This window comes from Schaalia sp. lx-260 (assembly GCF_021083645.1).
In the GTDB taxonomy this organism is placed as follows: Bacteria; Actinomycetota; Actinomycetes; order Actinomycetales; family Actinomycetaceae; genus Pauljensenia.
Genome location: NZ_JAJNRQ010000001.1, coordinates 1 through 24,836, shown reverse-complemented (window position 1 = coordinate 24,836; position 24,836 = coordinate 1). Strand labels below are relative to the sequence as shown.

Genomic DNA, 24,836 nt, shown 5'->3' with positions numbered 1-24,836 from the left:
ATCTCACACTCTCAGAACAAGTCACAGGCAGACCTGTTTCTGTGCATATCATCACTGCTCTGCGCAACGCAGAATGGAACACGCACTGCACAAATTTGCCTGCCCGCGCCACTTTTGATGACCTCCACTACAGTTGATATGTCCATTGACTTGTAGGAGGATCCGTGTCAGCACCGACGCCCGTAAATACGGAGCGCATCGAAAAAATGCTCTCCGGGCGAGAATTACATTTTGGCTCTACCTCTGACACTGAACTCCTTGTCCCTACACACAACGCTGTTTTTCATATCAACACATCAAATCCGCAGATTTTACAACTGCGCGGCCAATGGCGCGGAATCGCCTCCACAGGCCCAGATTTCACAGCCCTTGCAGAGCAAGTAGCTCACTGCAATGCCACACGCACAGGCCCTAAGGCCTACTTAGCTCCCTTTGAAGACGGAGAAACTTTCGGCCTGATCGCAGAAGTCAATGCCGTCACTTCCGCGGGGCTAACTCCCGGACAGCTTGATTCTTTTTTCGAGTCAGCAATGTCCATGATTATGTGCTTTTTTGCTGACCTTGAAGAAACCTGCCCCAATTTTGTGACGTGGACAGAAAAGGAAAACCAATGAGCACAGCTCCTTTTAGTGTGCCCAATGACGACCTCACGCCGTGGCCCGTCGATTTTACGCGACTCATATCCGCCTTACATGACATGGATTATGCCGTAGATATTCTCGTCCCCGACAAGGCAGCGGGGGCAGTATTTGACCGTATCCCTTTCCTTTTCTCTGTTGATACCAGCGGGCGTTTCTTTTCAATCCGCGCCCTCTGGGAAACAGGAATCCGACCGCACGAAGTAGGTCCGTGGGTTTTCGCAGCGTCAGATAGTTGGAATCGGGAAAAATATTTCCCCACAATCTACTGGGTAACTTCCGAAGACGACACTGTTCACATCTGCGCAGATTTCACTGTGAACACGTCCGCTGGATTATCAAATATCCAGTTAAAAGAGAATGTGAATGCGGGACTATCCACAGGAATTAGCGCTATCCAGTACATGCAACATGCTGCTGACCACACCCTGTCACTACCCGACGTAACTGACGATGGTGCATTAACCGGTGAGTAAACGCTCAGAAATCCCACCACATACACACCCTTTACTTGATGTTTTACGGTCTTTATCTGCCACAGATGACCGTTTCGTACATTTTCACACAGTGCCGCAACGTCAGGCACGCTACGCTTCATGGCCACAGTGGGTACATAGCAGTGTCGTGGCAGCGTGGCGGCGCCGCGGCGCCCGCGACATATGGTCGCATCAAAGAGACGCTTTAGACGCCCTCCACGAAGGCCATGATGTTGTCGTAGCCACAGGCACGGGGTCAGGGAAATCTCTGGTTGCGTGGACACCTATCCTCAGCGACCTCATGTATGCGCATCACAGTGGACGTCTTTCAGATATTCACAGTCGCCCTACCTGCTTATATATTGCCCCGACGAAGGCTTTGGCAGCCGATCAGTGTGCTGCACTTGACCGTATTATTCGTGAAATTACTGCTGATGACACTTCTTTCACTGAGGGTTCTCACACCCACCCTCGTTCTTCATCCGACAGGCCAGCGCGTAGATCTGAAGATCTTCCCCGTTTTTCCACAGCCGACGGTGATACGCCTCGTGAAGCAAAAGAGTGGGCACGTGCGCACGCGGATTTACTGCTCACAAATCCGGATTTTCTGCATCACGTCATGTTGCCTCAGCATGAACGGTGGAGACGTTTCTTTGCTTCCTTACGGTATATCGTGATTGACGAGCTGCATTATTGGAGGGGGATTACCGGCAGTCACATTGCGATGGTTATTCGTCGGTTACTGCGAATTGCTCATCGGTTGGGGGTAAATCCTCAGGTCATTATGTTGTCAGCAACGGTTCGTGATCCTCATATTGTTGGGCAAATGATGACTGGCCGCCCTTGCTGTGTATCCGATCAGGATGGTTCGCCCGCCGGTCAGCATCACATTGTTTTATGGCAGGGGCATACTGTCACAGATGATGATGTGGATATTGATGCGTACCTGCGTGCGGTTGAGTCTGCTGAGAATCCGAATATTCCTGCTTCTGTGCCAGCCAGCGTTGAAACGTCTATGCGACGAGTATCCGCCTCTATGGAAGCTGCTGTGGTGACTGCGGCTTTAGTGGAATCAGGGGCGCGTATGCTCACATTTGTGCGTTCTCGTTCAGGGGCGGAAAGTGTGGCCGCGCAGGTGAAAGATCGTCTGCGAGCGCGTCGCCCAGAATATGTTGATCGAGTGGCCGCTTATCGGGGTGGATATTTGCCGAATGAGCGTCGTGCTTTGGAAGTTTCATTGCGTGAGGGGACGTTGCGGGCCTTATCTACGACTTCGGCTTTAGAGCTTGGTTTGGATATTTCAGGGTTGGATGCGACTGTGACTGCCGGGTGGCCGGGAACTCGTGCTTCCCTGTGGCAGCAGATTGGGCGGGCTGGGCGTGCAGGTCATGATGGGGTTTCTGTTCTGATTGCTTCAGAAAACCCGTTGGATTCGTATATTGTTCATCATCCTGAGGAAGTTTTTTCTGAGGTGGAAGCCTCTGTTATTGATCCGTCGAATCCGTGGGTTGTGGCGCCGCATTTATGTGCGGCCGCTGCGGAGTTTCCTCTGTGTGATCCTGCAAGTGATGGGGGCAGGGATCTTTCTTTTTTTGGTGCTGATGTGCTGCCGCTTGTGGATTCTTTAGTGCGTGACGGGTTTTTGCGTCGCCGTAGTGCCGGATGGGTGTGGGATGCGACCAGGCCTGAGCGTCCTACGTCTCTCACTGATTTACGTGGCGCTGGTGGCGATGTGCAGGTGGTGGATATTCGTTCTGGTGCGGTCATTGGCACGGTTGATAATGCTTCGGCAGATACTCAGGTGTTTCCTGATGCGATTTATGTGCATCAGGGACGTACTTTCCATGTGTTGTCTTTGGACCCAGTGTTCGCTGGTGCTGGTGTGCGTGATGGTGATGAGCATGGCCGTGTGGCCGTGGTGGAAGAAGTCAGTACCGCTTTGAGGACTCGCGCTCAACAGCACACGCATGTGGAAATTGAAAGTATCGACAGATCTTGGACGAGTCCTGATGGTGCTCTCACGTGGCATTATGGCCGAGTGATTGTGTCAACACGTGTCACTGATTTTGACCTTTTACGGCTACCTGGCTTGGAGTTTATACGTAATAAAGAGTTGTCGTTGCCTACGCATTATTTGCCAACGCAGGCCGTGTGGTACACCTTGTCTGCGGGCACTTTGAAACGTATCGGCGTGGATGAAGCGGATGCTCCTGGGGCTTTACATGCTGCTGAACATGCGTCGATTGCTCTTTTGCCTCTGTTGGCAACGTGTGACCGTTGGGATTTGGGGGGCTTGTCAACGACATGTCATGATGACACGGGTTTGCCTACTGTTTTTGTTCATGATGCTTATAGGGGTGGAGCTGGTCATGCGCAGTGTGGTTATGATCGCCTTCATGAATGGCTGCGTACCACTGTAGAAACAGTTCGAGCATGTCCGTGTGAGGATGGGTGTCCTCGGTGTGTGCAGTCACCAAAGTGTGGGAATGGGAATGAGCCTCTATCAAAGAGTGGGGCTATTGCTGTTCTTTCTTTTCTTGTCGATCATTGTCCACCTATGTGACACTGAAGCACGGTTTTCAGCGGGTTTTCCTCCCGTTTACCCTCTCCTGCACACGCCCATGCCACTTAACATGAGTCTGTGATATGGAGCGTCCTCATGGCAGTTTCATCGTGGCGGGGCGGGGCCTGCATGCGCCTTCTCTGTAACAACAATCGACCCTAAAAATCCGTATGCTGGAATATTAGTATCTATAGCAACTTGCAGGCGTACATCTGCATCTTTTGTTTCGCAACGCTGAAGAATTGCCATATTTGCACGGACTATTTCTTTAGCCCGATCACATGGTTGGTTTCCCACATCCGTATAAGGTGACATGCTGGCAATATCCGCAGCTGCGAGTGCCGCCAGATCAGCTATTGCACCAGCAAGGACTTTGCGCGTATGCACTGCTGACATGAAAGGAATAATTCCCACAACGATAAAGACAGCGACGCATACTCCAATAATGACAACCGTTGCTGAGCCTTGTTCTGAAAATCTACTGTCAGTAACTTTTCTTTTGACTTTCTCAGTCTCCTCCTTAGGATTACTTTTCATTGGTATCCATCTTCTTTCATAGTTTTCACAGCACATGACACTGTTTTTCCACGGAAAATCAGAAAAGAAACCGGACGCTGCACAGAAACTGTGATCCACTGGTTTTCATATGTCACATGCGTTCCTGGATCATCTATGTGGGCACCGACGGATGCTTCTCTTGCGCTTTCACGGGCTAAACGGCATGTTTCAGCTCGTTCAATAGAAGCGTGAATGACCCCACAGGCAATAGCAACGATGAGGACAAGCACAGCTATACCGATAGATAACTCAACTGTGCTTGATCCTGCTTGTTTGTGGTCGCAAGGCGGGGCATCCTTACCCGTTGTTTGATCGGAGAGCCTTTGTGTGCGCTCATCCTCAATCATGATGCTTTCCTCATGTTCTTTGCGCACGAAATACTCGTATACCAGTTATAGCGTGAGTGCTTTTTCGATGATTCCCTCTAAAAGGTGCTGCACAAAACCTGATTTCAACACCACCATCAGCAGCATGGCGAAACCAGCTGCCGCAAGAGCACCGATTGCATATTCAACAGTTGTTGATCCTGATTCTGAACCATTATCGGTGAGTTCTTCTTTTTGATTGGCCTTAAGGTTTCGACTCATGTCCTTGTTCATTATTTATTCCTTTCATGGTGTCTGTGTAAGTTGTGGATTCATCATGTCCTCTTTCGGCACTGCAACGCGATCCTTCATATGGCGACTGTGGATAACGTGTATGTCATCCGTAAAGTCTGTGGATTCAGAGTTTTTCGCTTCATACGATTTCTCATCATTGAGTGCTGTCACAACGAAAATGAAAGATCTTCAAATCCTGATTTCATCAAGAAAAGCACAATTGGCATAACACCGAGAGCAATAAAAGCAGGTAAAAGTAAAGCGGCCACAGGTACTACCACTCGCACGCCTATACGTTCTGCTTCTAATCGACTATTGACCAAGCGACGCGAACGGATATGTTCTGCACAGCGCTGAACAAGTGATACCGGTGAAGCCCCATCACACCACGCGATCTCTAAAGATTTCCCTAAAGATTGCGCATAAGTGTCAGCCCCTTCCCATGCTTTCCACCAGGGCAGGCCTAAGCGAAGTGATTTTCCGCAGCATCGCAAAGCTTCATCTTCTAAGGCGTATCCCAACGCTTCAAGCACACGCGGCACGCAAGCACCGGATTGTAATCCTGCTACTGCGAGGTCACAAACAATAGGAATATCAATATTTTGTGTGAAGGATTTGTCATTTCGTTTCATAAGGAAATGGAAAAGTTTCCACCCGGCAGCTAAGAAAAATATGCCCGCACATGCGCTTATTGTTCCCGCACCCCCGTCAGCAAAAGATGCCACAGGGTCAGCTCCGATCATGTAGGCCAGGCTCATGCCGATACAAGGTAAGGCCGTCATAATCCGTATAGATGTCGTTGCCCCTGCACATGCTATCGCTCGGGCATCATGTGCCACCTGCGCGTCATCAATTCCTGAGGCAATCATTTCAAGGACTTGGGCGACAGGTGCTCCTACATATGTGGTGTAACGGCATGCTGCTCGAACTGTGCGTGCTGCTGCGCGAATATTTTGGCGGCGACGCAACGGAATACGTAGTGAAATGTCATGAGGCCCCGCACGCGCCGAAGGTAAAAAGCGACCGAAAAACCCTGTGCTCTGCACAGGAAGTAGGTGCTGAAAAATTCTTTTTCTTGCCGGCACGTGCACATCAATACCGGCACAGATATTCATGATTGACGGGACTCCATCCTCATCAATCGTTATTTCTTTCAGCATCGGGTACAAACGTTGCCAAGATAATTTCCATGCATCCACAAGGCAAGCCCCCGAATATAAGCGTGCTGCCACTTCACTGCATAAAAGCGCAATATCGTTTTCGTTAAAAGTGTTTCTTTTCCTCAGAACATGCGCATACAGCACATGTGGATTGTGGGATGCTGTCGCGCTTTTCTTGTTTCTTGCTCCCCTATTTTTCTCAGACAACACAGGCGCATTCTGAATATGCGCACGATAGTGCGCAGAATTTTCCTGTCGATGCTGTGAATCCCTCAACCATTTTCGTATATGCGTACCATGCCAACTGAGATCACCGAGGTATATGATGCTCCCACATATTCCTGCGAGGAAACAGACGATACCGAAAATTCCCATAAATACTCCTTATGTGCTCCTTTGTGAGCACAAATGAATACACCAGTGACATTGAATATGTCGTGTCATGGGTTGTATTTACATGTGTGTCAAATTTTTTATGCGTGTGCGTAGTTCCTCCCATCCTTCACGGTGATATATCTGCCCGTGAGCGCGTATTTCAAGTGCAGGGACACACTGCATAGTTGCTTCATGTCCTGCACGAAAAACACCTATTTGACTGACCCACCTGCGCGGACCTGGACTTTGCGCCCTCACAGATGCCAAATTTTTTGGGCTTTCCCCCGTATGTCTTTGCATATGAATAACCGCATCTAAACCAGCATTTACCTGCGCTGATATCGCTCGCATACTCATATGCGCTAATGCTCCTAAAGCTGATAGGCGCGCGGGGACATCTTCAACAGCATTCGCATGGAGCGTGACCCACCCGCCACTATGTCCCGTATTCAGCGCAGTTAAGACATCACGCACTTCTGGACCTCGACATTCACCTAAAACAATGCGATCAGGACGCATTCGCATGGCTGCTCGCACAAGGTCTGACAGTGTGACTTCGCCGGTTCCTTGAATATTTGCTCGTCGTTCTTGTAATGACACCACATGGGGATGTTGAGGGCGCAGTTCAGAGACTTCTTCAATACAGACAATTCGTTGATTATGTGGAACCAAAGAAAGTAAAGCCCCCAGTAATGTGCTTTTACCTGAACCTGTTGCCCCTGAAATCACCACATTAGCTCGAACGTGAACTAACTTGCGTAAAAGATCCGCCACCTCAGGATGGACGCTCCCGCTTTTTTCCATATCATCGAGGCTTAAAGGAACCGCGCCAAAAGCACGTATTGAAATAGTTGTGCCCCCGGCAGATACGGGTGGAAGAACCGCATGAAGCCTCATCCCATTTGGTAAGGTCCCATCCACAACAGGGCAAGCATCATCTAAACGACGACCACATGCTGCAGCCATCCGGACAGCAAGCGCACGCACAGCATATTCACTTCCAAGCTCCGCATTGCAATCGTGGAGGCCATCCCCACGATCAATCCAAATTTTCCCGCCTACAACCAGTAGGTCTGTCACAGCGGTGTCTGTGAGAAATGGGGCAAGTTCCGGGCCTACCCCTTCTGTGAGAGCGCGAATTTCGCGTTCTGTACTGATGTACTCGGCAATTCCTGCGCCAGGCCTACTTGCAGTGAGAATCGCATGGGTGCGTGATTGTCCTGACGCATATGCTCGTAAGACTTCATGTTGCGATTCACTGTAAGAGGAGATCTGAGCGTACATGCGATTTTTGTGCGAAGGAGTATTTTGTTCAGTCTCAGCCGGTGTTTCAGACTCAGCTCTGTTTAAGCGCCTTACGCCGCCCTCATGCTGCTGCACATCGGAACGTGTTTTCATGAGGGGTCCTTCCGATGCCGCCCACGGTAAGTTCGCGGCATATTGCTATGCGCCACATCTGTATCGCTGTATTCATGAGTGCTCACGGGTGATTCACGGGGAATACACTGAGGTTCCTCTCCTTTGCTGCGTTCATGTGAAACTCGACAAAGACGATGAAGGCTCCAGGCGCGCGCATGGTGGTGCTGTTCTGTTTCTCCTTTATCATTCAGCGGATGATCTGCAAGGTTGTTGCTCATGTGTTTCATCCGTGAAGCGGTCACGGTGGTGAGTATTTCTTGGCTGAGTGCTTTCCATCCGTGTTGTGTGCGTGGATATCGCCGTGGGTGGAGCTGCTGAAAGTCATAAAAGGCGTGGTTTTTTATTTCCGATAATGCCGTATACGTGAGCGCGCTTATTCGTCCGTGGAATAAACATCCGTATGCGCATTGTGGTTCCCATTGACAGATCGCGGCACATAGGTCATGTATATCTGTTATTCGACTACGCCCCACAAAAATCACCATATCTGCATAGCTGCTTGCAATTTGCGCGCGATCATCCCATTGCCCCACATTTACTACAGCTGTTTGTCCTTCCGATAATGCGTCAAGAACCCGTGGTAGTAACGCAGAGTCAGCAAAAACACCGCCTCGGCCGTCGGCTCCTAGAACGCGCGTACGCCCAACGTTGGGAAATTGAGTATCAATCCCACGCGGAAAAGCAGGTTCTTCTGTGCGCAGATCAGCCCATCGAATACCTGATGTTTCAGTGAAAGGCACATGACCTGGGCCGCGTCCACGCATATCTAGCACATGTGCGTGAAGTGAATGTGCCAAGCGACAGGCAGCGTGCTGTTCATCGGCAGAACGATTCCAACGAACAACAAGGAGTCGCACGCCCCTACGCCTGCTACTGACTGTGTGTTGTATAAGTGCCGCAATATTTTCTTGGTCACGGGGCAGGTGAAAGGTTCCATCGTGGGCGAGGTGAATAGTTGCCCTGCCGCGTTTACGCCATTTGTCGTAGGCTGTGTGCGTTCCGGCGAATACAAGGTCAATGTGCTCGTCCTGTATGTCCTCTTGCGTATTATCGAGGCGCATGACATCAAGGAGGTGTTGCAAACCCGCGTAATCGCCGGCTTCTACTTCATCTGCAAAAATGCCTGGGTAAAGGAATTTTCCGCTCACTTTTCACTTCCCGCCGTTTGCCAATGGCTTTATTCCAGCGGTTTATGTTTCGCCTGTCTTTCCGGTAGCTTCAGATTGTGGATGCAGGCTTCTTCATGTTTCTTTTCTGTGGATAAGTCCCTGTGATACCAGAATGCTGCTATGACCTCATGAATACGCTCCCGAGGCGCACGAGCAGCGTTTTATCCTAGCGACCTGCCTTGAATGTGCAATGCTACGTCCTCACCCACGCGGGCGGCGGTCACAATGCTTCGCATGAAATGTTCCACCCAACGTGCTACCCCGTCCTCGTCAGCTTGAACCCATCCGGCGATCGCAGATGAAGCGGCAGCAGGATCATACGCATCATGCGCCGATAAGACAGCCACACCTGTCGGATCTACACCATGTTCAACAAGTATGGAGCGCGCAAAAGCTGCCCCCACACATGCTGACGCTGGCCTCATCACTTCACGGAAACGAAAATGCGCAACAATCGCGGCGGCGTGAATCAAGGTAGGAACTGGGGCTTGGCAATAGTTTTTCACAGTGACAATGTGTTGAGGCTGTACAGGCTTTGCTACAGTTGAGACTTCCTGCCAGCCGCCGGTAACCAGTGCTGAACATATATCCCGATGAATACCGGACAAACGTGCAGGTAGCGGCTCAGGCGCGCGGCGGGAAACAAGAGTGTGGCGACTATTTAACGGTGTGAATGTTCGCGCAACATTCCACTGCGAGCGCCATATTCCCAAGGCGAGGGCTGCCGTTGGGTCTATTTCTGAGGCGCGAGGAGGGTGCATACTCCATGCGCGAATATCATCAACGCTTATTCGTAGCCCTTCACTTACGGCTAACGCTGTTGCTTCACGAACGGATGCTTCTGCTCGTGCTTCTTGCCAGCCGTGTCGAAGTCCCTCATGGAATCGTAATCGTGCCAGTGCTTCATGCGCTTCATTCATGGCAGAGCGCACACTTTCACGTTCAGCGGCCGCGCTTAGGAGTGCGGCAGGCGGGTCCACCAGTTCACAAATTGTCACAGCCCCACCATAATCTGATTCTCGTGTACATGGCGATATGCATTCACACACCTGGTGAGCATGTTTTCGCTTTCGGATGCACTCAGTAAAGCTCGACAAGGCCAATATGTACACACAACATACGCTCAATCGGCCTCAGGGTGCGCTCAGAAGGCGCGCTCAGCAGGGCCCGGATCCTCTACGCATATCAGACACTAATACCAGACACGTGCGCGTAGTACCGCCTGACCTACACGCAGTACCAGTCGCGCCACACGCACCTCAGACTTTCGCCATGATTCATTATTTATTGCGCAATTTATTGCGTAAGTTTCATTATCAGAGCATGTGAATAATCAAACATTCATACAACTCGTCGTTATTTTGCTGGCAGCTATATAGCAATACTCCCAGGTCAGTGCCACACTTAAGGTATGCGGCGTATCGACCTCAACTCATTGACATTCCGTTCAGGCGTATTTGCCTTCATATTCGCACCCCTCGCGCTCATCATCATGAATGTGTCAATGGCTGACATTTATACGCGCACTGCAGTAGGGCTTCCTTTAGCCTCTGTGGAAGGTATGCTCGGCATGGGGCTTGCTGCACTGATTTTTGTCCTCATTGCTTTCAACTGTGATAAATCATCCGCTGGTCTTTTTGTTTCCGCATTCTGGTCAATCCCTATCGGAATTGCTCAACTCACAAACCTGCTGTACTTCCCTAAATTTTTATCTTTTTCAGTTACAAGTACGGAACTTTCTGCGGCAGTGACATGGAATTTTCAGCCGATAGCCGTAACAGCTATCCTTTTCGGTTCTGCATGCGCCGTCTATTCTATCCACCGCACATGCGCCGCACATTTAGGGATAGCGTCGAATCATCAAGGAAAGTATCGTCATAATCGACAGAAAAAACGGATTGCAGTTGCTATAGCCGTTGTTCCTCTCACCATTCTTGCCACGATGCTGCTTATTGAGATCACACCGTTAGATACTGCTCCTTTAGCTTCTGGTCATTTCTTTGACATCACTCATATCACGCTTTATTCCTCAATTGAGGCTCTGATAGCAGCCGCATGTTTAGGCGCTGTGGCGTTAATGAGCCGCTGGTCTTTAGGTGGCCCACAAATATGCGCATGGGTTTTACTTGTCATTCCTGCGTATTTTCTGGAGCCTTTATGGTCCACGCTCACAGGAAATGTGGTAACCCCCGGTTATTTAGGGCTGAATACTCATGGGCATGTGGCTCCCATTATTGCTTCGCTTGGTTTCGTTCTGGGAACAACAACACTTGGAGTTCACTGGGCGCGTATCACGCATTTACGTTCTTTCATGGAAAATGCGAAAACCTCAAAAGGGGCTGACACACCTGCTGAATATGTTGATTATCTGAATGCGGCCGAGGCGCTTTAGTGTTTTGACACAAAATTCTGCGGCAAGCCGTTCTTTGTACACTGATTTTACGGCGGATACAGCTAGTGTGTGGTCTGGGTAGTGTATAAGGAGGCTTTATGTCTGATCGTCAAGACGATGTACTGCCACACGAGGAAACACCTCGTAATGGTAAAGAAGAAATTGAAACGACAGATTCTGCCGTTGAACAGGATATTTCCGCACCTGATTTGCCGCAAACAGAAGAATCTGGCGCTGCATTATCTGAATCCATGTGGGCTTCGGTACGTGACCGTGATGCTGTTTTAACGGGGGAAGAAGTTTCTTTAGAAAATTCAATAGGCGATACTCAAGATATTATCGGCTCTCCTGCCGCTGTCGTGTTGGATTCAGAACCTGTGAGCCATCAGGGTGAGAATACTGATTCTGTTTCTCAGCGTGATGAACCAACCCATACGGATACCTTTACTGCTCAGCGCGACCAGCAGGATACGCATACTTCAACGCACGCGGCTTCCTTAGCTGAAGGCGCAGTACATGAGGGTTCCTCTCAGAGTATGCCTGTTTCATTGGCTGCAGATTCTACGCCTGTTGTATCGACACCAGATTCTACGTCTACGCCCGACTTTTCAGAGCCTCAGGCATCCACTGCTTCTGAAGATTCACCAGAGGTTCACACGACAACGATTCCTGTGATGGCTTCACCCATCACATCAGTGCCAGTTGAACGTAAGGAAATCTCTGATTATTCGCGGGACCTTGACGATGTGAAAGATGTCCTGCAACGCCGTTCACCGGATTCTGGCAGCGTTCCAGAGATTCATGAGGTTGAGGACACTCTGGTACAGCGTCGCTCTCTTGTCACCCCAACCAGTCCGGCACCAGATGCTGCGGAAGCGACTTCTTGGCGTCCTCGTGAATCTGATTCTGAGCGCCTTGTCCCGCAAACAACGCCGGAAAACTTAGATAACGCGCTTTTTGAGGGGGCTTCTCTCATTCCTGAGATGCCTTCACGTACGGGCGCTCACTGGTTGTCTTTGATTCTCATGTTCTTCTTGGCTCCATTGACGTGGTTCTTTGCTGCTGATGCGGGGGCGCGCATGGCTATTGATCCTGCGGGGCCAGCGGTGACAGGGAATTTGAATCTTCTTGCGTTAGGCGAATTAGGTATCAGCATTGTCTTTGGCATTGTCATTTTGGTTTTGACTTTGCGTTCCTCGTTAGGCGCATGGGTGAGCGGTATTTTGCTTATTCTTTTAGGCACACCGTGGGTGATTGTTCCGGGTGTTGTTCATGCTCATACGGCGGGCTTTTTCGCTTGGCTGTCGGGCGCTCATGTGATTGGAGCGAATTTCGTTCATCATGTGCAAGCCTCAGGTTATTCGGGCCGTATTTTGCTGTACGGTCTTGCGCTTGTGATTGTGGGTTTTGTGGCCCATCGTGCTCGTCGTATTGGTCGTCAAGAGGAAGCTTTGCGCGCTGAAGTAGCACTTTTGAATCCGACGGGCGCCTATTTCACTGCTCGTGCTCGTCGTAAGGCCGCAAAAGCTGCGGGTGTACGGTAATAAAATTTTCTTGAGGAAAATTCAAGGAAAAAGGCGACTTGTACAGACAAGTACTACATATGCAATGTAAAGTGTCCTAGGGCACATGTTTATTCCGCTTTCTGTGGGCTTTGTTTCCACAGATCCGACCACTAGAACGGAGATCAGCCACAGATGATTGGCGACGGAAACTTTATCAGTCAAGTTCCTCTATTTGGACGCTTGGACGAGACACAACAAGTTTCACTTCAGCAAAAAATGGGTCATACCACTTTGCGTCGCGGTGAAACCCTTTTTGACGAAGGCGAGCTTGGTGATCGCCTGTACATTGTGACCGAAGGGAAAGTAAAACTCGGTCACACTTCTTCTGACGGACGTGAATCTTTGCTGGCCGTACTTGGTCCAGGCGAAATCATCGGTGAACTCACCCTTTTTGATCCGGGGCCGCGTTCAACAACTGCTACTGCAGTGTCACCAGCTTCTTTGCTGTTCCTTGAACACGAAGATCTCATGGAGATTCTTGACACGAACCCTGCTTTAGCGAAGCACATGCTCCGTGCATTGGCTCAGCGTCTACGTCGTACCAATGAGTCCTTGTCTGATTTGGTATTTTCTGACGTTCCTGGCCGTGTTGCTAAAGCATTACTTGATCTTGCTGACCGTTTTGGTAACCCCACTGATAAGGGCGTGCATGTACCTCACGATCTCACTCAGGAAGAACTTGCTCAGCTTGTGGGTGCTTCACGTGAAACCGTGAATAAGTCTCTTGCAGACTTTGTTTCTCGCGGGTGGATTCGTTTAGAAGGCCGCGCGGTCACACTGTTGGATGTTGACCGTCTGGCTCGTCGCGCACGCTGACGAAGTTTCTCTTAAAACTTCATACAGAGCATATATAAAGGGTGGTTTCAACGCTTACACGTTGGAGCCACCCTTTATGCAGTGAAACTGTCTCTACAGTGAATCGTCACATCATGTTATTTTTCGCCTGTGGGACGTTTCAGGTAAGCGACAAGGTTTTCTGAGCCTGTAGGTCCTGGAACCACTTGAACGAGTTCCCAGCCATCAGCCCCCCACTGATCTAAAATCGCTTTCGTTGCGTGTGTCAGCAACGGAATGGTTGCGTATTCCCAAGTAGTCATAGTACGAATCCTACGCGCCTGACAGGTCTGACACCACGTGACACAGACCCTAGTGCCTCACATGCGCTAAAACTCGTGGGACTTGTGGTGAACGAATTTCTTCAGCTAACGGGTCGTCTGATTCGTTGATCCATTCGGCCCAGTTTGTAATGTCAGAGTAGTGTCGCAGGATTGCTCGGCGTTCGCGTTCCGTTAATCCGCCCCACACTCCGTAGTTTGCCTCTGACTGTAAAGCGTCAGCTAAGCACTCTAAGCGCACTTCACATTCCATGCACCGCAAGCGCACTTGTCTTTGGCTTGCTCCTTGTACGAAAAGAGTGTCAGGCTCGTACTGTGCGCATAAGGCTCGTGATACCCAGCTTTGATCGTCCGTATGTATCGGCATGATTTTGACTCCTTGCGATGGTCACCTTTGACCTTTCATCTGCGACCTTACACACTTTCGACCATTTTCATCAAACTCATCCCATTTTGGATGTGACACACACAAATATCCATCACAAGATGCATTAATCCTCATGCCACGTATCCTTAGATTATGGCGAACTCTGGTACACGCTCAGTCACACCGCTGCAACTCGTGACGTTGCTCTTGACTTTCCTTGGAATCTCAGTACTTTTAGGGGTTCTTGGAGCAGGTTTACTGGTTCCTGCTGCCGGTTCAGCAGCAGTGGTTGCAAAAACTATTCCGTCGATCATTGATGACCTTCCCGGTGATTTACACATGGTGACACCGGCTCAGGGGTCCATCATGTATGACTCTGCCGGTAATGTCCTAGCGCGTTTCTACGACAAGCAACGAATTGTTGTGCCTTCTGATCAGATTGCCGACACGATGAAAAAAGCTATTGTCGCCATTGAAGATCGTCGTTTCTATGAGCATCATGGTGTGGATGCGACCGGTATTGGTCGAGCAATTGCCAAGAACCTTATCGGCAGTGCCACTCAGGGTGCGTCAACTATTACCCAGCAGTTTGTCCGAAATAGCCTACAAGAACGCGGTTACCTTGAAGGTGATGTTGAGCTGATTTCGACCGCAACTGAACAAACACCGGAACGAAAATTGCGTGAAATGAAGTACGCGATTGCTCTGGAAAAGCGTATGTCGAAAGACGAAATTCTTACCGGGTATTTGAATATCGCGCCTTTTGGTCCCATCACTTACGGTATTGAAGCGGCGGCGCAACGTTATTTCTCAAAGTCGGCTTCCGAATTGGATTGGAATGAGGCTGCTTTGCTGGCGGGCCTTGTTCAATCGCCTGTCACATATGATCCTTTACGTTACCCGGAAGCTGCACAGGAGCGTCGTGACACGGTCCTTGGTGTGCTTTTCACAGAGGAACTGATTGGTCGTGAAGAATACGATCAATTTATTGAAACCCCTGTGGCAGATCAGCTTAATCCAACGGTTTTACGTGAGGGTTGCGCAGGGGCCAGTGATTCTGCGTCGTATTTTTGCACCTACGCTGTACAACAGTTCCTGGCTGATGAATCTTTTGGTGAAAATACGGCGGCACGTGAACACCTCTTAAAAACGGGTGGTTTAAGTATTTACACAACTCTTGATCCGAATAAGCAATCCTATGCTGATGAGGCTGTAAATACTGCTGTCCCTGACGATGATCCTTCCGGGTTGGATGCGGCTTTGGCTTCTGTTGTTCCTGCGACGGGTCAAATAGTTGCTATGGCACAAAATACGTCCTATGGCATCGAAGATGCTCAGACGACAAATAATTATGCTGCAAATGGGCATTTCCAGTTAGGCTCTACATTCAAAGTTTTCACACTGTTGCAATGGTTCAAAGAAGGTCACAATGCTTATGAACTGGTTGGCCGAAATGACATCAACTATCCGAATGGTTCTTTCCGTTGTAACGGACAGCCTATTCAAACCGATGATTACAAAGTGAATGACCTTTTCGGCAGCCTCAAATTAGGTCAGATGGATTCCATTCGCGCCGTCGGGATCTCAGGTAACCAGGCTTTTGTGAATATGGCGTCGCGTGTGGATTTCTGTCAGATTTTCCAGACCGCCGCTGATCTGGGAATCACAGAAAATGGGCAGACCATTCCGCCCTACCCCGCTAATATCATCGGTGCTGCTACCGTGTCTCCTCTGCAAATGGCAGCAGGTTTCGCAGCGTTGGGAAATAACGGAAAGTATTGTGTTCCTCAGGCAATGACTTCTGTTAAAGATAGCGCTGAGAATGTGCTCAAAGAGTTCCAACCGGATTGTAAGGAAGTGATTCCTGCAGAGGTTGCCCGTAAAGTTACGACCGTTCTGAATAAGGCAACTAGCCAGTATTACTCTATTCGTATTGCTGATGGCCGGGGCTATGCTGGAAAAACAGGGACATCTGATGACAGCGCGAATACGTGGATGACTGGCTACACGCCTGACTTGTCTGCTTCCGTTTGGGTTGGACATGCGAAAGCGTCATCGACACCGAATCTTGGTGTGACGGTCAATGGTAAGTACCATAAAGAGCTTTATGGTGATTCTTTGGCAGGTCCGGATATTTGGGCACCGTATATGAGTAAGTCTTTGGCAGGTACTCAGGGAACGCCTCTGCCGAATGTTTATATTGGGACACCGGCACCTCAGCCTAAGGAAAAGTCTGAAGATTCTGACGAAAGTTCGTCCTCAGATGATGATGGTGACGCGGAGTGAGTCTGTGAGGCGCGCTTTACCGCGTGTCGCACGTTATGCCGCAGGAACTGTGTTCACTGGGGCTGCTTTAGCCGCTGGGTCGTTGGCTTGGGGCGCGTGTGAGCGGCGTTTCCCTGTTCTTCGTCGCTATGACGTTCCTGTGCCGGCTTATCGTGGGATACGGCCTTTTACGTTACTCCACATATCGGATTTGCATATGTATCCTGGGCAGGATTTTCTTGCGCATTTCCTTGAGGCTGTGGCGGAGCGTGAAAATGTGGATCTGGTGATTTCAACCGGCGATAATTTTGGCTCTGCGCAGGGGTTAGAACTGGCTTTTGCTGCTCACAGGCCGTTTTTTGATCTGCCGGGTGCTTTCGTGTTGGGTTCGAATGATTATTTTTCTGCACGCCGTAAGAGCTGGTCACGTTATCTGCGTTCTGATGCGCGTACATGTGATACTTCTGGCCGCACACCTGATTTGCCGTGGCAGGATTTGGTTCACGCATTCACTAATGCGGGTTGGCATGATTTATCAAATGCGTCTGCATTATGCGATCTTCGTTTAGATGCTGATAAGGGGGGTAGGCCGCCGGTGGCGCAGGTGTTTTCACCAGAAACTCCTAGGGGCCTATCGTCTCAAATGCATGGTGGCACTGAAAACTGCGCGACGTCCGCAAATCATCATACGTTTGCAGGTGTTGAGTCCCGACCTTGGCAGACCCACGAGGATAGTGTTACTCGTTATGCGGCTTATGCGGCTTATTCTGGAGTGCAACGGGTTGCTTTGATTGGGGTTGATGACCCTCATATGAATCGTGACCAGATTCCGCTTGCTCCCAAGGAGTGGCATAGGGATGATGTTTTCCGTGTTGCTGTGGCTCATGCTCCGTATCGTCGGGTCCTTGATGCTTTCACTGATATGGGTGCTGACTTGATCCTGGCTGGGCACACGCATGGGGGCCAATTTGGTTTACCCGGCGTGGGAGCATTGGTGACGAATTGTGATGTGCCGCGCCAGTGGGCTAAAGGGCTTCATGAGTGGGTGTCACCGAAAGCGCGTTCACTGTTACATGTGTCAGCCGGTTTAGGGACTTCACCTTTTGTTCCTTTCCGGATTGCTACGCGCCCAGAAGCCTCGTTGTTACGGATTTATCCTCAGTAAATAGGGGTACAAATAGGGTGTGTGACGAATCCGTCATGCCAGAAAGAGTCGTCGTATTTGGTGACTGTTCTCAAGCTGGTTATACTCGTGGAGTTGCACGGGGTGTGGCGCAGCTTGGTAGCGCGCTTCGTTCGGGACGAAGAGGCCGCAGGTTCAAATCCTGTCACCCCGACCGTTACCTTCTCCTCACAAGCAGTCCCGGCTTTTCCGAGGGTTTTTTGCCTCTTTGGAATTTAGTAGGCTTCGTGACTTTTAGACGTGAAGTATCGACACAGCCATTCACATTTTAGATATATACTTGGCTTAGCTTTTCAGGTAATGCTCTCAAGGAGCTTTCTGACGATAGGCACAATACTCGGTAGCAGAACACCCATTCTGGCATTTACGGCCTGTGGCCCACTCGTCGGTAAGGTTTATCATGTGCTATTCGTTGACAGGATTTATCTCTCACACAAATTTGTCACATTGATTACTCGCACAAAAACTCGTGCTTACAGACTAAAAGTAATGTCCTTACCTAGCAGGTAGCACAGAACATATCTCACACAGCATACTAGCTGTTATAAAATCTGCGGTCGTGTACGGCCTCGATTATTAGGGAAATAAGAACAACAGCAACGTTAAGGCCAATTGTTGTTGCTGTGGCGATTGTTGGAGCTTTGTCGATAAGGACAGGGATAGCGGTGACGTATAGCGGTAAGCCACTGTAGTTGTCACTCACCCCAATGAACCAAGAATCCATACTTGTATTTGCGGCGATAATAAGGGCTATACAAAGTACTGTGATGGAAACAATCCACCCTAAGCCATAGAGGGTGAGCTGAGCAGCAAAGGAACGGATAGGTCTGACACATCGTGCCAGTATCCAACTCCAAGCAATGAGCGCTGCTACGGAAAGGACTTTCAAACCTAAGGCACCTAAGATTTGGGAAAGGGTAAGGTAGGTGTCGCGTTCAGATCCCCACAGGTAACCAGATATTGTGCCAACACCAACCAGCGCAAAACCGGTTACCAAGGGCATAGTCTTGAGGAGCATTTTCTTTAGAGGCTTCTGAGTTGACAGATGCAACAGCATGTCACTGCCACGGGTTACATAGGAAAATACGTGACCACAGGCGTATATAGCCCAAGCGCTTGAGAGCAAGATGACGGCGAAAATCCATATGATTCCTGCAATTGACCCATGAATACACAAGTGCATGAGTAGCGCGATAGCCGTGAGAAGTAAGGTTGTCACTATAAACGCCGTATGTTTTCGGAATTCTACACCCCATTCAACCACCAAGAATCGCCTCCTTCACGATGCTTTCAAGATTCTCACGCTCGTGAGCAGTGCTAATTTGTTCAGTGCGCACGAGAGCACCATCATGGATGACCATGTAGGAATCAAATAGATCCTGAAGTCCAAAAATAAGATGAGTGCTCAGCAGTGCAACAGCATTGGGCGGTATATTTGCCCGAATGATTTGTACAAGCACATCGCGTGTGACTGGGTCAACCGCAGCCAGTGGTTCATCAAAGAGATAGACATCATTATCACGGGCCAGCATGAGGGCAATGGATAATTGTTCACCCATACCTTTAGACAGCGCATTCACAGGTTTACGTTTGTCCAGCTCAAGCTCATCGATAAGGGTGATAGCGCGCTGGCGAGAAAAGTCAGAAAAATACCGTGCCATGAGATCAACACATTCCTGGACACGTAAAAACCCGTACAGGTACGGGGAATCCGGAAGAAATACCGGTCGTCGCGCTTGAGTGTGTCGCCGTCGTACCGTACCCGACGTTATAGGAGCTAACCCTGCCAAAGCTCGTAGTAACGTTGTTTTACCTGCACCGTTTTGGCCGAATAGTCCTACAATGCCGCTGTTTTCATCTAAGGAGAAAGAGATCGGTGTCAGCGAAAAAGAGCCACGCCGTACCACAAGACCCGAGGCGCCCAATACTTCAGTCATGCATGAACCTCCACATATAACGACAGCACCATGTATACGCTATACGTCACAACTAGTATCCAACTCAGTATGCGAACAATCTGGATCCACCGTGGATTTTGCATATGCTTACGAAATTCATTCGTCTTTCGTAAAGCTAATAGTACGCGAAAGCCGTCAGAACTTAAGGCTGGCATAGCATTCGCCGCTAAGGTAATCACAGCAAATTCTAATGATGCATTAATATCAGATGCTCGCCAGAAAACACCGTTTCCTTCCCATTATGCTCAGCGCAGGTACACTGCAACCATGCAGTCAAGTCAAGACAGTTTTATTCTAACAGAACAAAAATAAAATATTATAATTTCTGACTGAGATCTTCGTTCTGATCTCAAACAGGATCACATGCTACTTAAATCTGACCATTTTAAGTGACATCAGATCAGACCCTCATAATTCATGATAGCAACAATATCTAGCCCAAGCAGATACGCAGGTTCAAATCCTGTCACCCCGACCGTTATCTTCTCCTCAGAAGTAGTCCCGGTTTTTCCGAGGGTTTTCTCGCAGCGCGAGATGTGGCGATGAAATTCCCCACCAAAGAGCCACTAAAGTTCTAGCCAATTCTTCAAAGCAGCAATTGAATCGCCTACCGATATTTCAATACTTGCGCTGTCTAGGATTTTATCGAGTGTTACACCTGATACTTGTGTGACTCCACGAGAATTTCTTCCCGCCCAATGGTGTTGAACTCTTAACTCTGGTAACAGGTCGGACTGAAAAATAGAGACTAACCTCGTTTTTATTTTTCCTTGTTCGCCTATTCCAATCAAAAAGAACAAGTACACGCTCTCAGGCACGGCTAAAAACTTGAGTAATTTATCGATATTGAATGCTTTCGGAGCGCTTTGTAGGAATAGTACTTTTGTTTTAATGTCGGTCGCCGTATTGTAGCCATCAAAAAATCGAACGTAATCACCTAGATCCTGATTAGTATTGAGAGTAAGAATCTTGCCCTTATTCAGGTCATGGGTTATGGCTTGAATGAGCTGTGGATCATCCGAAGTTACTAATTCCTCGACAATCCGCCCCCTCAAATTCACATTTTCAATTAATGAGGCAATCGCAATCGCACCAGCAACTCTCGCAGTTCGATTATTCAAATCTGATTCAAGTACCTCAAAGAACTCAGAATGAACAAAACCCACGGTACGTTCTGGCGCGTGAAGAATATTCGCTTCTTGCTCCGCTGAAGGCATAAACTTGCGGCGGTTTGACGTTATTCCATTTGTCGCTTCTACAAGTCGTTCAATATTTTCACTTTGAGTAAATGCTTGATGCATTGCGTATAAGACAGCAAAATTATCTGGATGATTCACAACTCCATCAAGTTTAAGCAAGATATCAGACCCATTGAAAGAGCCTCGAATATTATCTTCCCGAAGTTGCCGAGAAGAATGGCTTACTTTCTGTAAAAAAGTGGAATTTATCAGTCTGAGTTCCACTGCGTCTGAACGTACTATCGCAACAAAGCAAGGCCGGTCGTCGAACTTTAAGAGGGAAGAAAGCGAAAGAACAGTATTTGAAAAGCTCTTACCTGCAGCACTGGAAAACCTTATTGCGAAATCATCACAATAGTAGATTGATCGGTCTTTCACCAGATTGAACTGGCCCGTCACTATCGCCGTTAAAACACGCTTATCTTGACCGACAGGAACCGCATTGATTGTGCTTATAAGCGAATTAATAAGTTCACTGTTAAAGAGTCTCATTTCCCCACCTAAAACAGTTTTTCTTGCACAGTTGCAGAGCGAGAAATCTTATGTGAATGATTCACGTCTTTGTCTTTGAAGCATGTTTCTTTCCCAGAACACCCCATCTGAATAGCCTTGAATACTGGTGTCAGTCGAAGCTAATTCAAGCCTTTTAGCTGCCCAAACGCAATATGTGGGGTTCCATTCGATGCCGATAAACCTTCGCCCTAATTTCTTTGCAACCACTGATGTTGTTCCAGAACCTAAGAAAGGATCAAGAATAACTGCCTCAGGATCACTACTTGCGAGAATGAGTTTCGCAATGAGCTTCTCGGGTTTTTGTGTCGGGTGATCTGTGTTCTCAGGCATACTCCAAAAAGGAATCGTAATGTCATCCCAGAAATTAGAGGGCCGAGTATTTCTAAAGTTTCCCTCTGGGGTCTGCTCCCAGTCTTTCGGTTTCCCATCGACTGTGTAGGGGGCAATTACTTTTCGTCGCATCATAACGCTGTCAAGATTGAATACATGTTTTTTCTTGTGAACCGTCGCGTACCAGATATCTTCCAGCGCATTTTTCCAGTTTGAATTTGCTCCGCGCCCTTTTTCTCTTTGCCATGTTATTCGGTTTCTTACATGGAAATATTCAGACAATACTTTTCCGATAATTAGGCTGCTATTCCAGTCACAACAAACATAAATTGATGCTTCTGGTTTGAGTAGTGGAATACAAAGTTCAATCCATCTTCGTGTGAATAGCTCATATTCTTCATTTGATCGGGCCTTAAAAGCGGTGCCGTGGAAATCTTTTGAAAGATTGTACGGTGGATCAACGATGAGTAAATCGACTGATTCGCGCGGCAGATGTGGGAGAGTCTCAAAAGTGTCACCGTGAATTGTCTGATTACAGACATCATCGAAAGACATTGGGGTATTGACGTGTATCAGTGTCTGCTGTAATGCTATTTCTTCGGAGGGTGAAATGGTGAGAGTGCGGTTGCGCGTTGATCGTTGTTTCGGTGTCGGCCTGTCAGAAGAATCATGCTGAACCGTTTCAAGCGCTCGGGAAATACTCATGCAATTCATCCTAATTCACTGTTGGGGTATTAATAATTCGTCGCACGTCACTCAAGCTGTCCTCTCACACATTCACAGTTTGATTATTGTAAAATCTGCGTTTTTGATACGTGAGGCTAATCCTAGAGCTGGTGAACACTATGCATGGTGAGATTAGATGAGGTAAAGGACAGTAGGTGGTGGAGGGTCACTAGGCGTTGGACGGTGGGTATGTGTGGGCGGTAGCCAGAGCTTGTCTGGGTCGCCCAGCCACCACGCAGACAGTGGGTGTATGCGTAGGTATCGTGTGCGGGAAGCAAAAAGCAGGAGGGTGTTCTTCTCGTTTGTGGTTGAGAAGAACACCCTCTACTTTTGCATGGCACTTAGGCCCTGTGAGGCCTTAGTGCTCTTGCGTATGTTACGAGCGTGTGCGTCGTGTGCGGGTGGTGGTTATGAGTGTCAGGCCAGCTAGTGCTGTGCTTGCGGCTAGTACCCAGATGAGCGGCATAGCGCCGGTCATAGCCAGGGCGCTCTTACCGATCTTGACCGGGACAGGCTCATTGACTATCACGCCGGCATCTACTGTCACATCCTGCTCGCTCACGTTGACTGTGCGTGTTTCCTGGTTTAACAGGTAGCCGTGCGGGGCGTGAACCTCACGCACCACCCACTGCCCGTACAGGGCAGCAGAAAAACGCACAACACCATCCGAGCCGCTGGTCGCGCTCAGCCTTTGCCCGCTTTCTTGGTGGACAGCTTCAAAAACAGCGCCAGCAAGACCATGACCCGCCTTGTCTTGTTTACGCAGGACAATATCAGCACGTATCGGAGTATTTTCCACGTCTTCTACCTGCACAACCTGCCCGTCTTTTTGAAGAACCGCCATACGCGTCAGGCTGGAAGCACGATTGTACCCGGGCGCAGCAACCAGCTCACGCACCACATACGATCCCATACGCAAACCAGCAAAAACCACATCACCATTCACATCAGACACACCCACAGCAACAAGCTCGCCCTCAGCAGGGCTTGCCTCACCCGCAGGAGTCGTGTTGCCCGCAGGAACGCTCAACGCGCCCCCAACAGCAGGGTTTGTGTCGCCCGCGGGGTTTGTGTTGGCTGGGTTTGTGTCGGTGTTGGTGGTGGGTGTGTGGGCGCCATTTTGTGGCTGCTCACCCGCGCCAGCCATGCCCGCGTTATCTGTGTTGTGGGCAGGAAGGTTCATGTTTTCTGGCTGCTGATACACACCAAACTTCACGCCTTGTAAAGGCTGGCCTGTTTCAGCGTCAATCTTATGCACCCGAATACTGCCACGCATCGCGGTATTCACATACTCGCCCAAAGCAACAACCTGCTCATTACGAGTAATACTCGCCTTCAGTGTCACACTACTGGGCAAGAACGATGCAGGCGCGCTCTTTTCACGCACCACATACTCACCGTACGGCACGCCCTCAAACGAGACCACACCATCAGTCCTGCTGGTTTGCTCACCAACCACGCCGCCTTGAGCATTCACAAGCTCAAAGACCGCGCCAGCAAGCCGAGCACGCGTTTCAGCGTCCACCTTGGTCAGCGTGATACTGCCGCGGATCAACTGATTAGCTACCTTACCAACTGAAACACGTTGCCCGTCATCATCTATACGCACACTACGCGCACTCGTGTCAGGCAAATAGCCCTCAGGAGCTTGCACTTCACGCAGCACGTACTCACCATACGGGACACGCTCAAACGAGACCGAACCATCAGGGGCGCTCGTTCGAGTATCAAAAGCACTCTCCGAAACCCTATCCCCGGTCTTAGCGAACAGGGAGAACACCGCGCCAGCAAGAGGAGCGCCAGTTTCAGCGTCCACCTTACTCAGCGTGATAGTGCCGCGCTTGATCGGGTTTTCTACCATGCCCGCATCAACCCTAGCGCCATGCTCACGCACAGCAACATCAGCCGCATAATCAGCACGCAACACGTGAGAAACCAAGGTCGCGGACTCCACAAGCACATAATCCCCGTACGCCACCGAGGTGAAAGTCGCCATGCCAGAAGAATCAGTCACAGCCTCATACTTGACCACGCCCTCTTGCTTCAACTGGAAAGTCACACCAGCCAAAGGCAAGCCACTGTCAGCATCCACCTTGCTCACCGTCACGGTGCCGCGGATCAACTGATTCGTCACAGGAACAGAACGCAAATCAACGTCCTGCCCATCCTCACGAACAGACACATCCTGCTTCCACGCAGCATTCAACACGTAATTCACCAGACTCGC

General features: G+C 49.4%; 22 protein-coding genes and 1 tRNA gene. 9 read left to right on the top strand and 14 right to left on the bottom strand.

Annotated elements, in window-relative coordinates:
• Positions 1 to 164: 164 nt before the first annotated feature.
• The 3 genes from LRP57_RS00115 to LRP57_RS00105 are packed head-to-tail and all read left to right on the top strand — an operon-like array spanning position 165 to position 3,677.
• Positions 165 to 614, top strand: coding sequence for a YbjN domain-containing protein (locus tag LRP57_RS00115; protein ID WP_231203876.1), 450 nt, complete (start codon positions 165 to 167; stop codon positions 612 to 614).
• Positions 611 to 1,114 carry a YbjN domain-containing protein gene (locus tag LRP57_RS00110; RefSeq protein WP_231203874.1) on the top strand — a complete coding sequence of 168 codons (504 nt, stop codon included), beginning with the start codon at positions 611 to 613 and terminating at the stop codon, positions 1,112 to 1,114. The genes LRP57_RS00115 and LRP57_RS00110 overlap by 4 nt, the downstream gene beginning before the upstream one ends.
• A complete protein-coding gene (locus LRP57_RS00105; RefSeq protein WP_231203872.1) occupies positions 1,107 to 3,677 on the top strand; it encodes a DEAD/DEAH box helicase in 2,571 nt (856 codons plus the stop codon). The genes LRP57_RS00110 and LRP57_RS00105 overlap by 8 nt, the downstream gene beginning before the upstream one ends.
• A gap of 105 nt (positions 3,678 to 3,782) precedes the next feature.
• Here the strand turns inward: LRP57_RS00105 and LRP57_RS00100 are convergent, their stop codons facing one another.
• The 7 genes from LRP57_RS00100 to LRP57_RS00070 all read right to left on the bottom strand — a co-directional run bounded on the left by LRP57_RS00100 (position 3,783) and on the right by LRP57_RS00070 (position 9,955).
• Positions 3,783 to 4,214, bottom strand: a complete 432-nt coding sequence (locus LRP57_RS00100) for an Rv3654c family TadE-like protein (protein WP_231203870.1) — start codon at positions 4,212 to 4,214, stop codon at positions 3,783 to 3,785.
• Entirely contained in the window at positions 4,211 to 4,582 is a 372-nt protein-coding gene (locus tag LRP57_RS00095) for a hypothetical protein (RefSeq protein ID WP_231203868.1), read from the bottom strand. The genes LRP57_RS00100 and LRP57_RS00095 overlap by 4 nt, the downstream gene beginning before the upstream one ends.
• 45 nt (positions 4,583 to 4,627) lie before the next feature.
• Positions 4,628 to 4,822 (bottom strand): DUF4244 domain-containing protein, encoded by a 195-nt coding sequence (locus LRP57_RS00090; protein WP_231203866.1) that lies wholly within the window; start codon positions 4,820 to 4,822, stop codon positions 4,628 to 4,630.
• A gap of 179 nt (positions 4,823 to 5,001) precedes the next feature.
• Positions 5,002 to 6,369, bottom strand: coding sequence for a hypothetical protein (locus tag LRP57_RS00085; protein ID WP_231203864.1), 1,368 nt, complete (start codon positions 6,367 to 6,369; stop codon positions 5,002 to 5,004).
• Between the two features lie 78 nt (positions 6,370 to 6,447).
• Positions 6,448 to 7,767, bottom strand: a complete 1,320-nt coding sequence (locus LRP57_RS00080; RefSeq protein ID WP_231203862.1) for a TadA family conjugal transfer-associated ATPase — start codon at positions 7,765 to 7,767, stop codon at positions 6,448 to 6,450.
• The gene (locus LRP57_RS00075; RefSeq protein WP_231203860.1) at positions 7,764 to 8,936 is read right to left on the bottom strand and encodes a hypothetical protein; all 1,173 of its coding nucleotides are present in this window, start codon (positions 8,934 to 8,936) and stop codon (positions 7,764 to 7,766) included. Before LRP57_RS00075 ends, LRP57_RS00080 begins: the two co-directional genes overlap by 4 nt.
• A gap of 182 nt (positions 8,937 to 9,118) precedes the next feature.
• A complete protein-coding gene (locus LRP57_RS00070; protein WP_231203858.1) occupies positions 9,119 to 9,955 on the bottom strand; it encodes a hypothetical protein in 837 nt (278 codons plus the stop codon).
• Between the two features lie 413 nt (positions 9,956 to 10,368).
• Here LRP57_RS00070 and LRP57_RS00065 point away from each other — a divergent pair, with 413 nt between their 5' ends.
• The 3 genes from LRP57_RS00065 (at position 10,369) to LRP57_RS00055 (ending at position 13,730) form a co-directional block, all read left to right on the top strand.
• Positions 10,369 to 11,349 carry a hypothetical protein gene (locus LRP57_RS00065; protein ID WP_231203856.1) on the top strand — a complete coding sequence of 327 codons (981 nt, stop codon included), beginning with the start codon at positions 10,369 to 10,371 and terminating at the stop codon, positions 11,347 to 11,349.
• Positions 11,350 to 11,447: 98 nt separating this feature from the next.
• Positions 11,448 to 12,893 carry a Yip1 family protein gene (locus LRP57_RS00060; protein ID WP_231203853.1) on the top strand — a complete coding sequence of 482 codons (1,446 nt, stop codon included), beginning with the start codon at positions 11,448 to 11,450 and terminating at the stop codon, positions 12,891 to 12,893.
• A gap of 153 nt (positions 12,894 to 13,046) precedes the next feature.
• The gene (locus tag LRP57_RS00055) at positions 13,047 to 13,730 is read left to right on the top strand and encodes a Crp/Fnr family transcriptional regulator (RefSeq protein WP_231203851.1); all 684 of its coding nucleotides are present in this window, start codon (positions 13,047 to 13,049) and stop codon (positions 13,728 to 13,730) included.
• Positions 13,731 to 13,846: 116 nt separating this feature from the next.
• On the opposite strand, the gene LRP57_RS00050 is transcribed toward LRP57_RS00055, so the two are convergent.
• Positions 13,847 to 14,011, bottom strand: coding sequence for a DUF4177 domain-containing protein (locus tag LRP57_RS00050; protein ID WP_231203849.1), 165 nt, complete (start codon positions 14,009 to 14,011; stop codon positions 13,847 to 13,849).
• Between the two features lie 49 nt (positions 14,012 to 14,060).
• Positions 14,061 to 14,396 carry a WhiB family transcriptional regulator gene (locus LRP57_RS00045; RefSeq protein WP_231203848.1) on the bottom strand — a complete coding sequence of 112 codons (336 nt, stop codon included), beginning with the start codon at positions 14,394 to 14,396 and terminating at the stop codon, positions 14,061 to 14,063.
• 153 nt (positions 14,397 to 14,549) lie between these two features.
• Between LRP57_RS00045 and LRP57_RS00040 the strand changes: the two genes are divergently transcribed.
• From LRP57_RS00040 to LRP57_RS00030, 3 genes are all read left to right on the top strand, one after another.
• Positions 14,550 to 16,682, top strand: coding sequence for a transglycosylase domain-containing protein (locus LRP57_RS00040; RefSeq protein WP_231203846.1), 2,133 nt, complete (start codon positions 14,550 to 14,552; stop codon positions 16,680 to 16,682).
• 4 nt (positions 16,683 to 16,686) lie between these two features.
• The gene (locus LRP57_RS00035; RefSeq protein WP_231203844.1) at positions 16,687 to 17,826 is read left to right on the top strand and encodes a metallophosphoesterase; all 1,140 of its coding nucleotides are present in this window, start codon (positions 16,687 to 16,689) and stop codon (positions 17,824 to 17,826) included.
• Positions 17,827 to 17,924: 98 nt separating this feature from the next.
• Positions 17,925 to 17,998 (top strand) — tRNA-Pro (locus tag LRP57_RS00030).
• Positions 17,999 to 18,379: 381 nt separating this feature from the next.
• On the opposite strand, the gene LRP57_RS00025 is transcribed toward LRP57_RS00030, so the two are convergent.
• From LRP57_RS00025 to LRP57_RS00005, 5 genes are all read right to left on the bottom strand, one after another.
• Positions 18,380 to 18,862, bottom strand: a complete 483-nt coding sequence (locus LRP57_RS00025; RefSeq protein WP_231203842.1) for a hypothetical protein — start codon at positions 18,860 to 18,862, stop codon at positions 18,380 to 18,382.
• A 238-nt stretch (positions 18,863 to 19,100) separates the two neighbouring features.
• On the bottom strand, positions 19,101 to 19,781 hold the full coding sequence (locus LRP57_RS00020) for an ATP-binding cassette domain-containing protein (RefSeq protein ID WP_231203840.1): 681 nt from the start codon (positions 19,779 to 19,781) through the stop codon (positions 19,101 to 19,103).
• Between the two features lie 587 nt (positions 19,782 to 20,368).
• Entirely contained in the window at positions 20,369 to 21,532 is a 1,164-nt protein-coding gene (locus tag LRP57_RS00015; RefSeq protein WP_231203837.1) for a hypothetical protein, read from the bottom strand.
• Between the two features lie 48 nt (positions 21,533 to 21,580).
• Positions 21,581 to 22,588: a DNA-methyltransferase gene (locus LRP57_RS00010; protein ID WP_231203835.1), complete on the bottom strand. Its 1,008-nt coding sequence runs from the start codon at positions 22,586 to 22,588 to the stop codon at positions 21,581 to 21,583.
• Positions 22,589 to 22,985: 397 nt separating this feature from the next.
• On the bottom strand, positions 22,986 to 24,836 hold a 1,851-nt coding region (locus LRP57_RS00005; RefSeq protein ID WP_269213780.1), incomplete at its 5' end, for an MSCRAMM family protein.

Bases quoted from the DNA above. Each gene is read 5' to 3' on its own strand.
- LRP57_RS00055 (WP_231203851.1), top strand. From the start codon at position 13,047: ATGATTGGCGACGGAAACTTTATCAGTCAAGTTCCTCTATTTGGACGC.
- LRP57_RS00090 (WP_231203866.1), bottom strand. From the start codon at position 4,822: ATGAGTCGAAACCTTAAGGCCAATCAAAAAGAAGAACTCACCGATAAT.
- LRP57_RS00010 (WP_231203835.1), bottom strand. From the start codon at position 22,588: ATGAGTATTTCCCGAGCGCTTGAAACGGTTCAGCATGATTCTTCTGAC.
- LRP57_RS00110 (WP_231203874.1), top strand. From the start codon at position 611: ATGAGCACAGCTCCTTTTAGTGTGCCCAATGACGACCTCACGCCGTGG.
- LRP57_RS00065 (WP_231203856.1), top strand. From the start codon at position 10,369: ATGCGGCGTATCGACCTCAACTCATTGACATTCCGTTCAGGCGTATTT.
- LRP57_RS00050 (WP_231203849.1), bottom strand. From the start codon at position 14,011: ATGACTACTTGGGAATACGCAACCATTCCGTTGCTGACACACGCAACG.
- LRP57_RS00080 (WP_231203862.1), bottom strand. From the start codon at position 7,767: ATGAAAACACGTTCCGATGTGCAGCAGCATGAGGGCGGCGTAAGGCGC.
- LRP57_RS00060 (WP_231203853.1), top strand. From the start codon at position 11,448: ATGTCTGATCGTCAAGACGATGTACTGCCACACGAGGAAACACCTCGT.
- LRP57_RS00015 (WP_231203837.1), bottom strand. From the start codon at position 21,532: ATGAGACTCTTTAACAGTGAACTTATTAATTCGCTTATAAGCACAATC.
- LRP57_RS00100 (WP_231203870.1), bottom strand. From the start codon at position 4,214: ATGAAAAGTAATCCTAAGGAGGAGACTGAGAAAGTCAAAAGAAAAGTT.
- LRP57_RS00040 (WP_231203846.1), top strand. From the start codon at position 14,550: ATGGCGAACTCTGGTACACGCTCAGTCACACCGCTGCAACTCGTGACG.
- LRP57_RS00020 (WP_231203840.1), bottom strand. From the start codon at position 19,781: ATGACTGAAGTATTGGGCGCCTCGGGTCTTGTGGTACGGCGTGGCTCT.
- LRP57_RS00025 (WP_231203842.1), bottom strand. From the start codon at position 18,862: ATGCTCCTCAAGACTATGCCCTTGGTAACCGGTTTTGCGCTGGTTGGT.
- LRP57_RS00095 (WP_231203868.1), bottom strand. From the start codon at position 4,582: ATGATTGAGGATGAGCGCACACAAAGGCTCTCCGATCAAACAACGGGT.
- LRP57_RS00045 (WP_231203848.1), bottom strand. From the start codon at position 14,396: ATGCCGATACATACGGACGATCAAAGCTGGGTATCACGAGCCTTATGC.
- LRP57_RS00085 (WP_231203864.1), bottom strand. From the start codon at position 6,369: ATGGGAATTTTCGGTATCGTCTGTTTCCTCGCAGGAATATGTGGGAGC.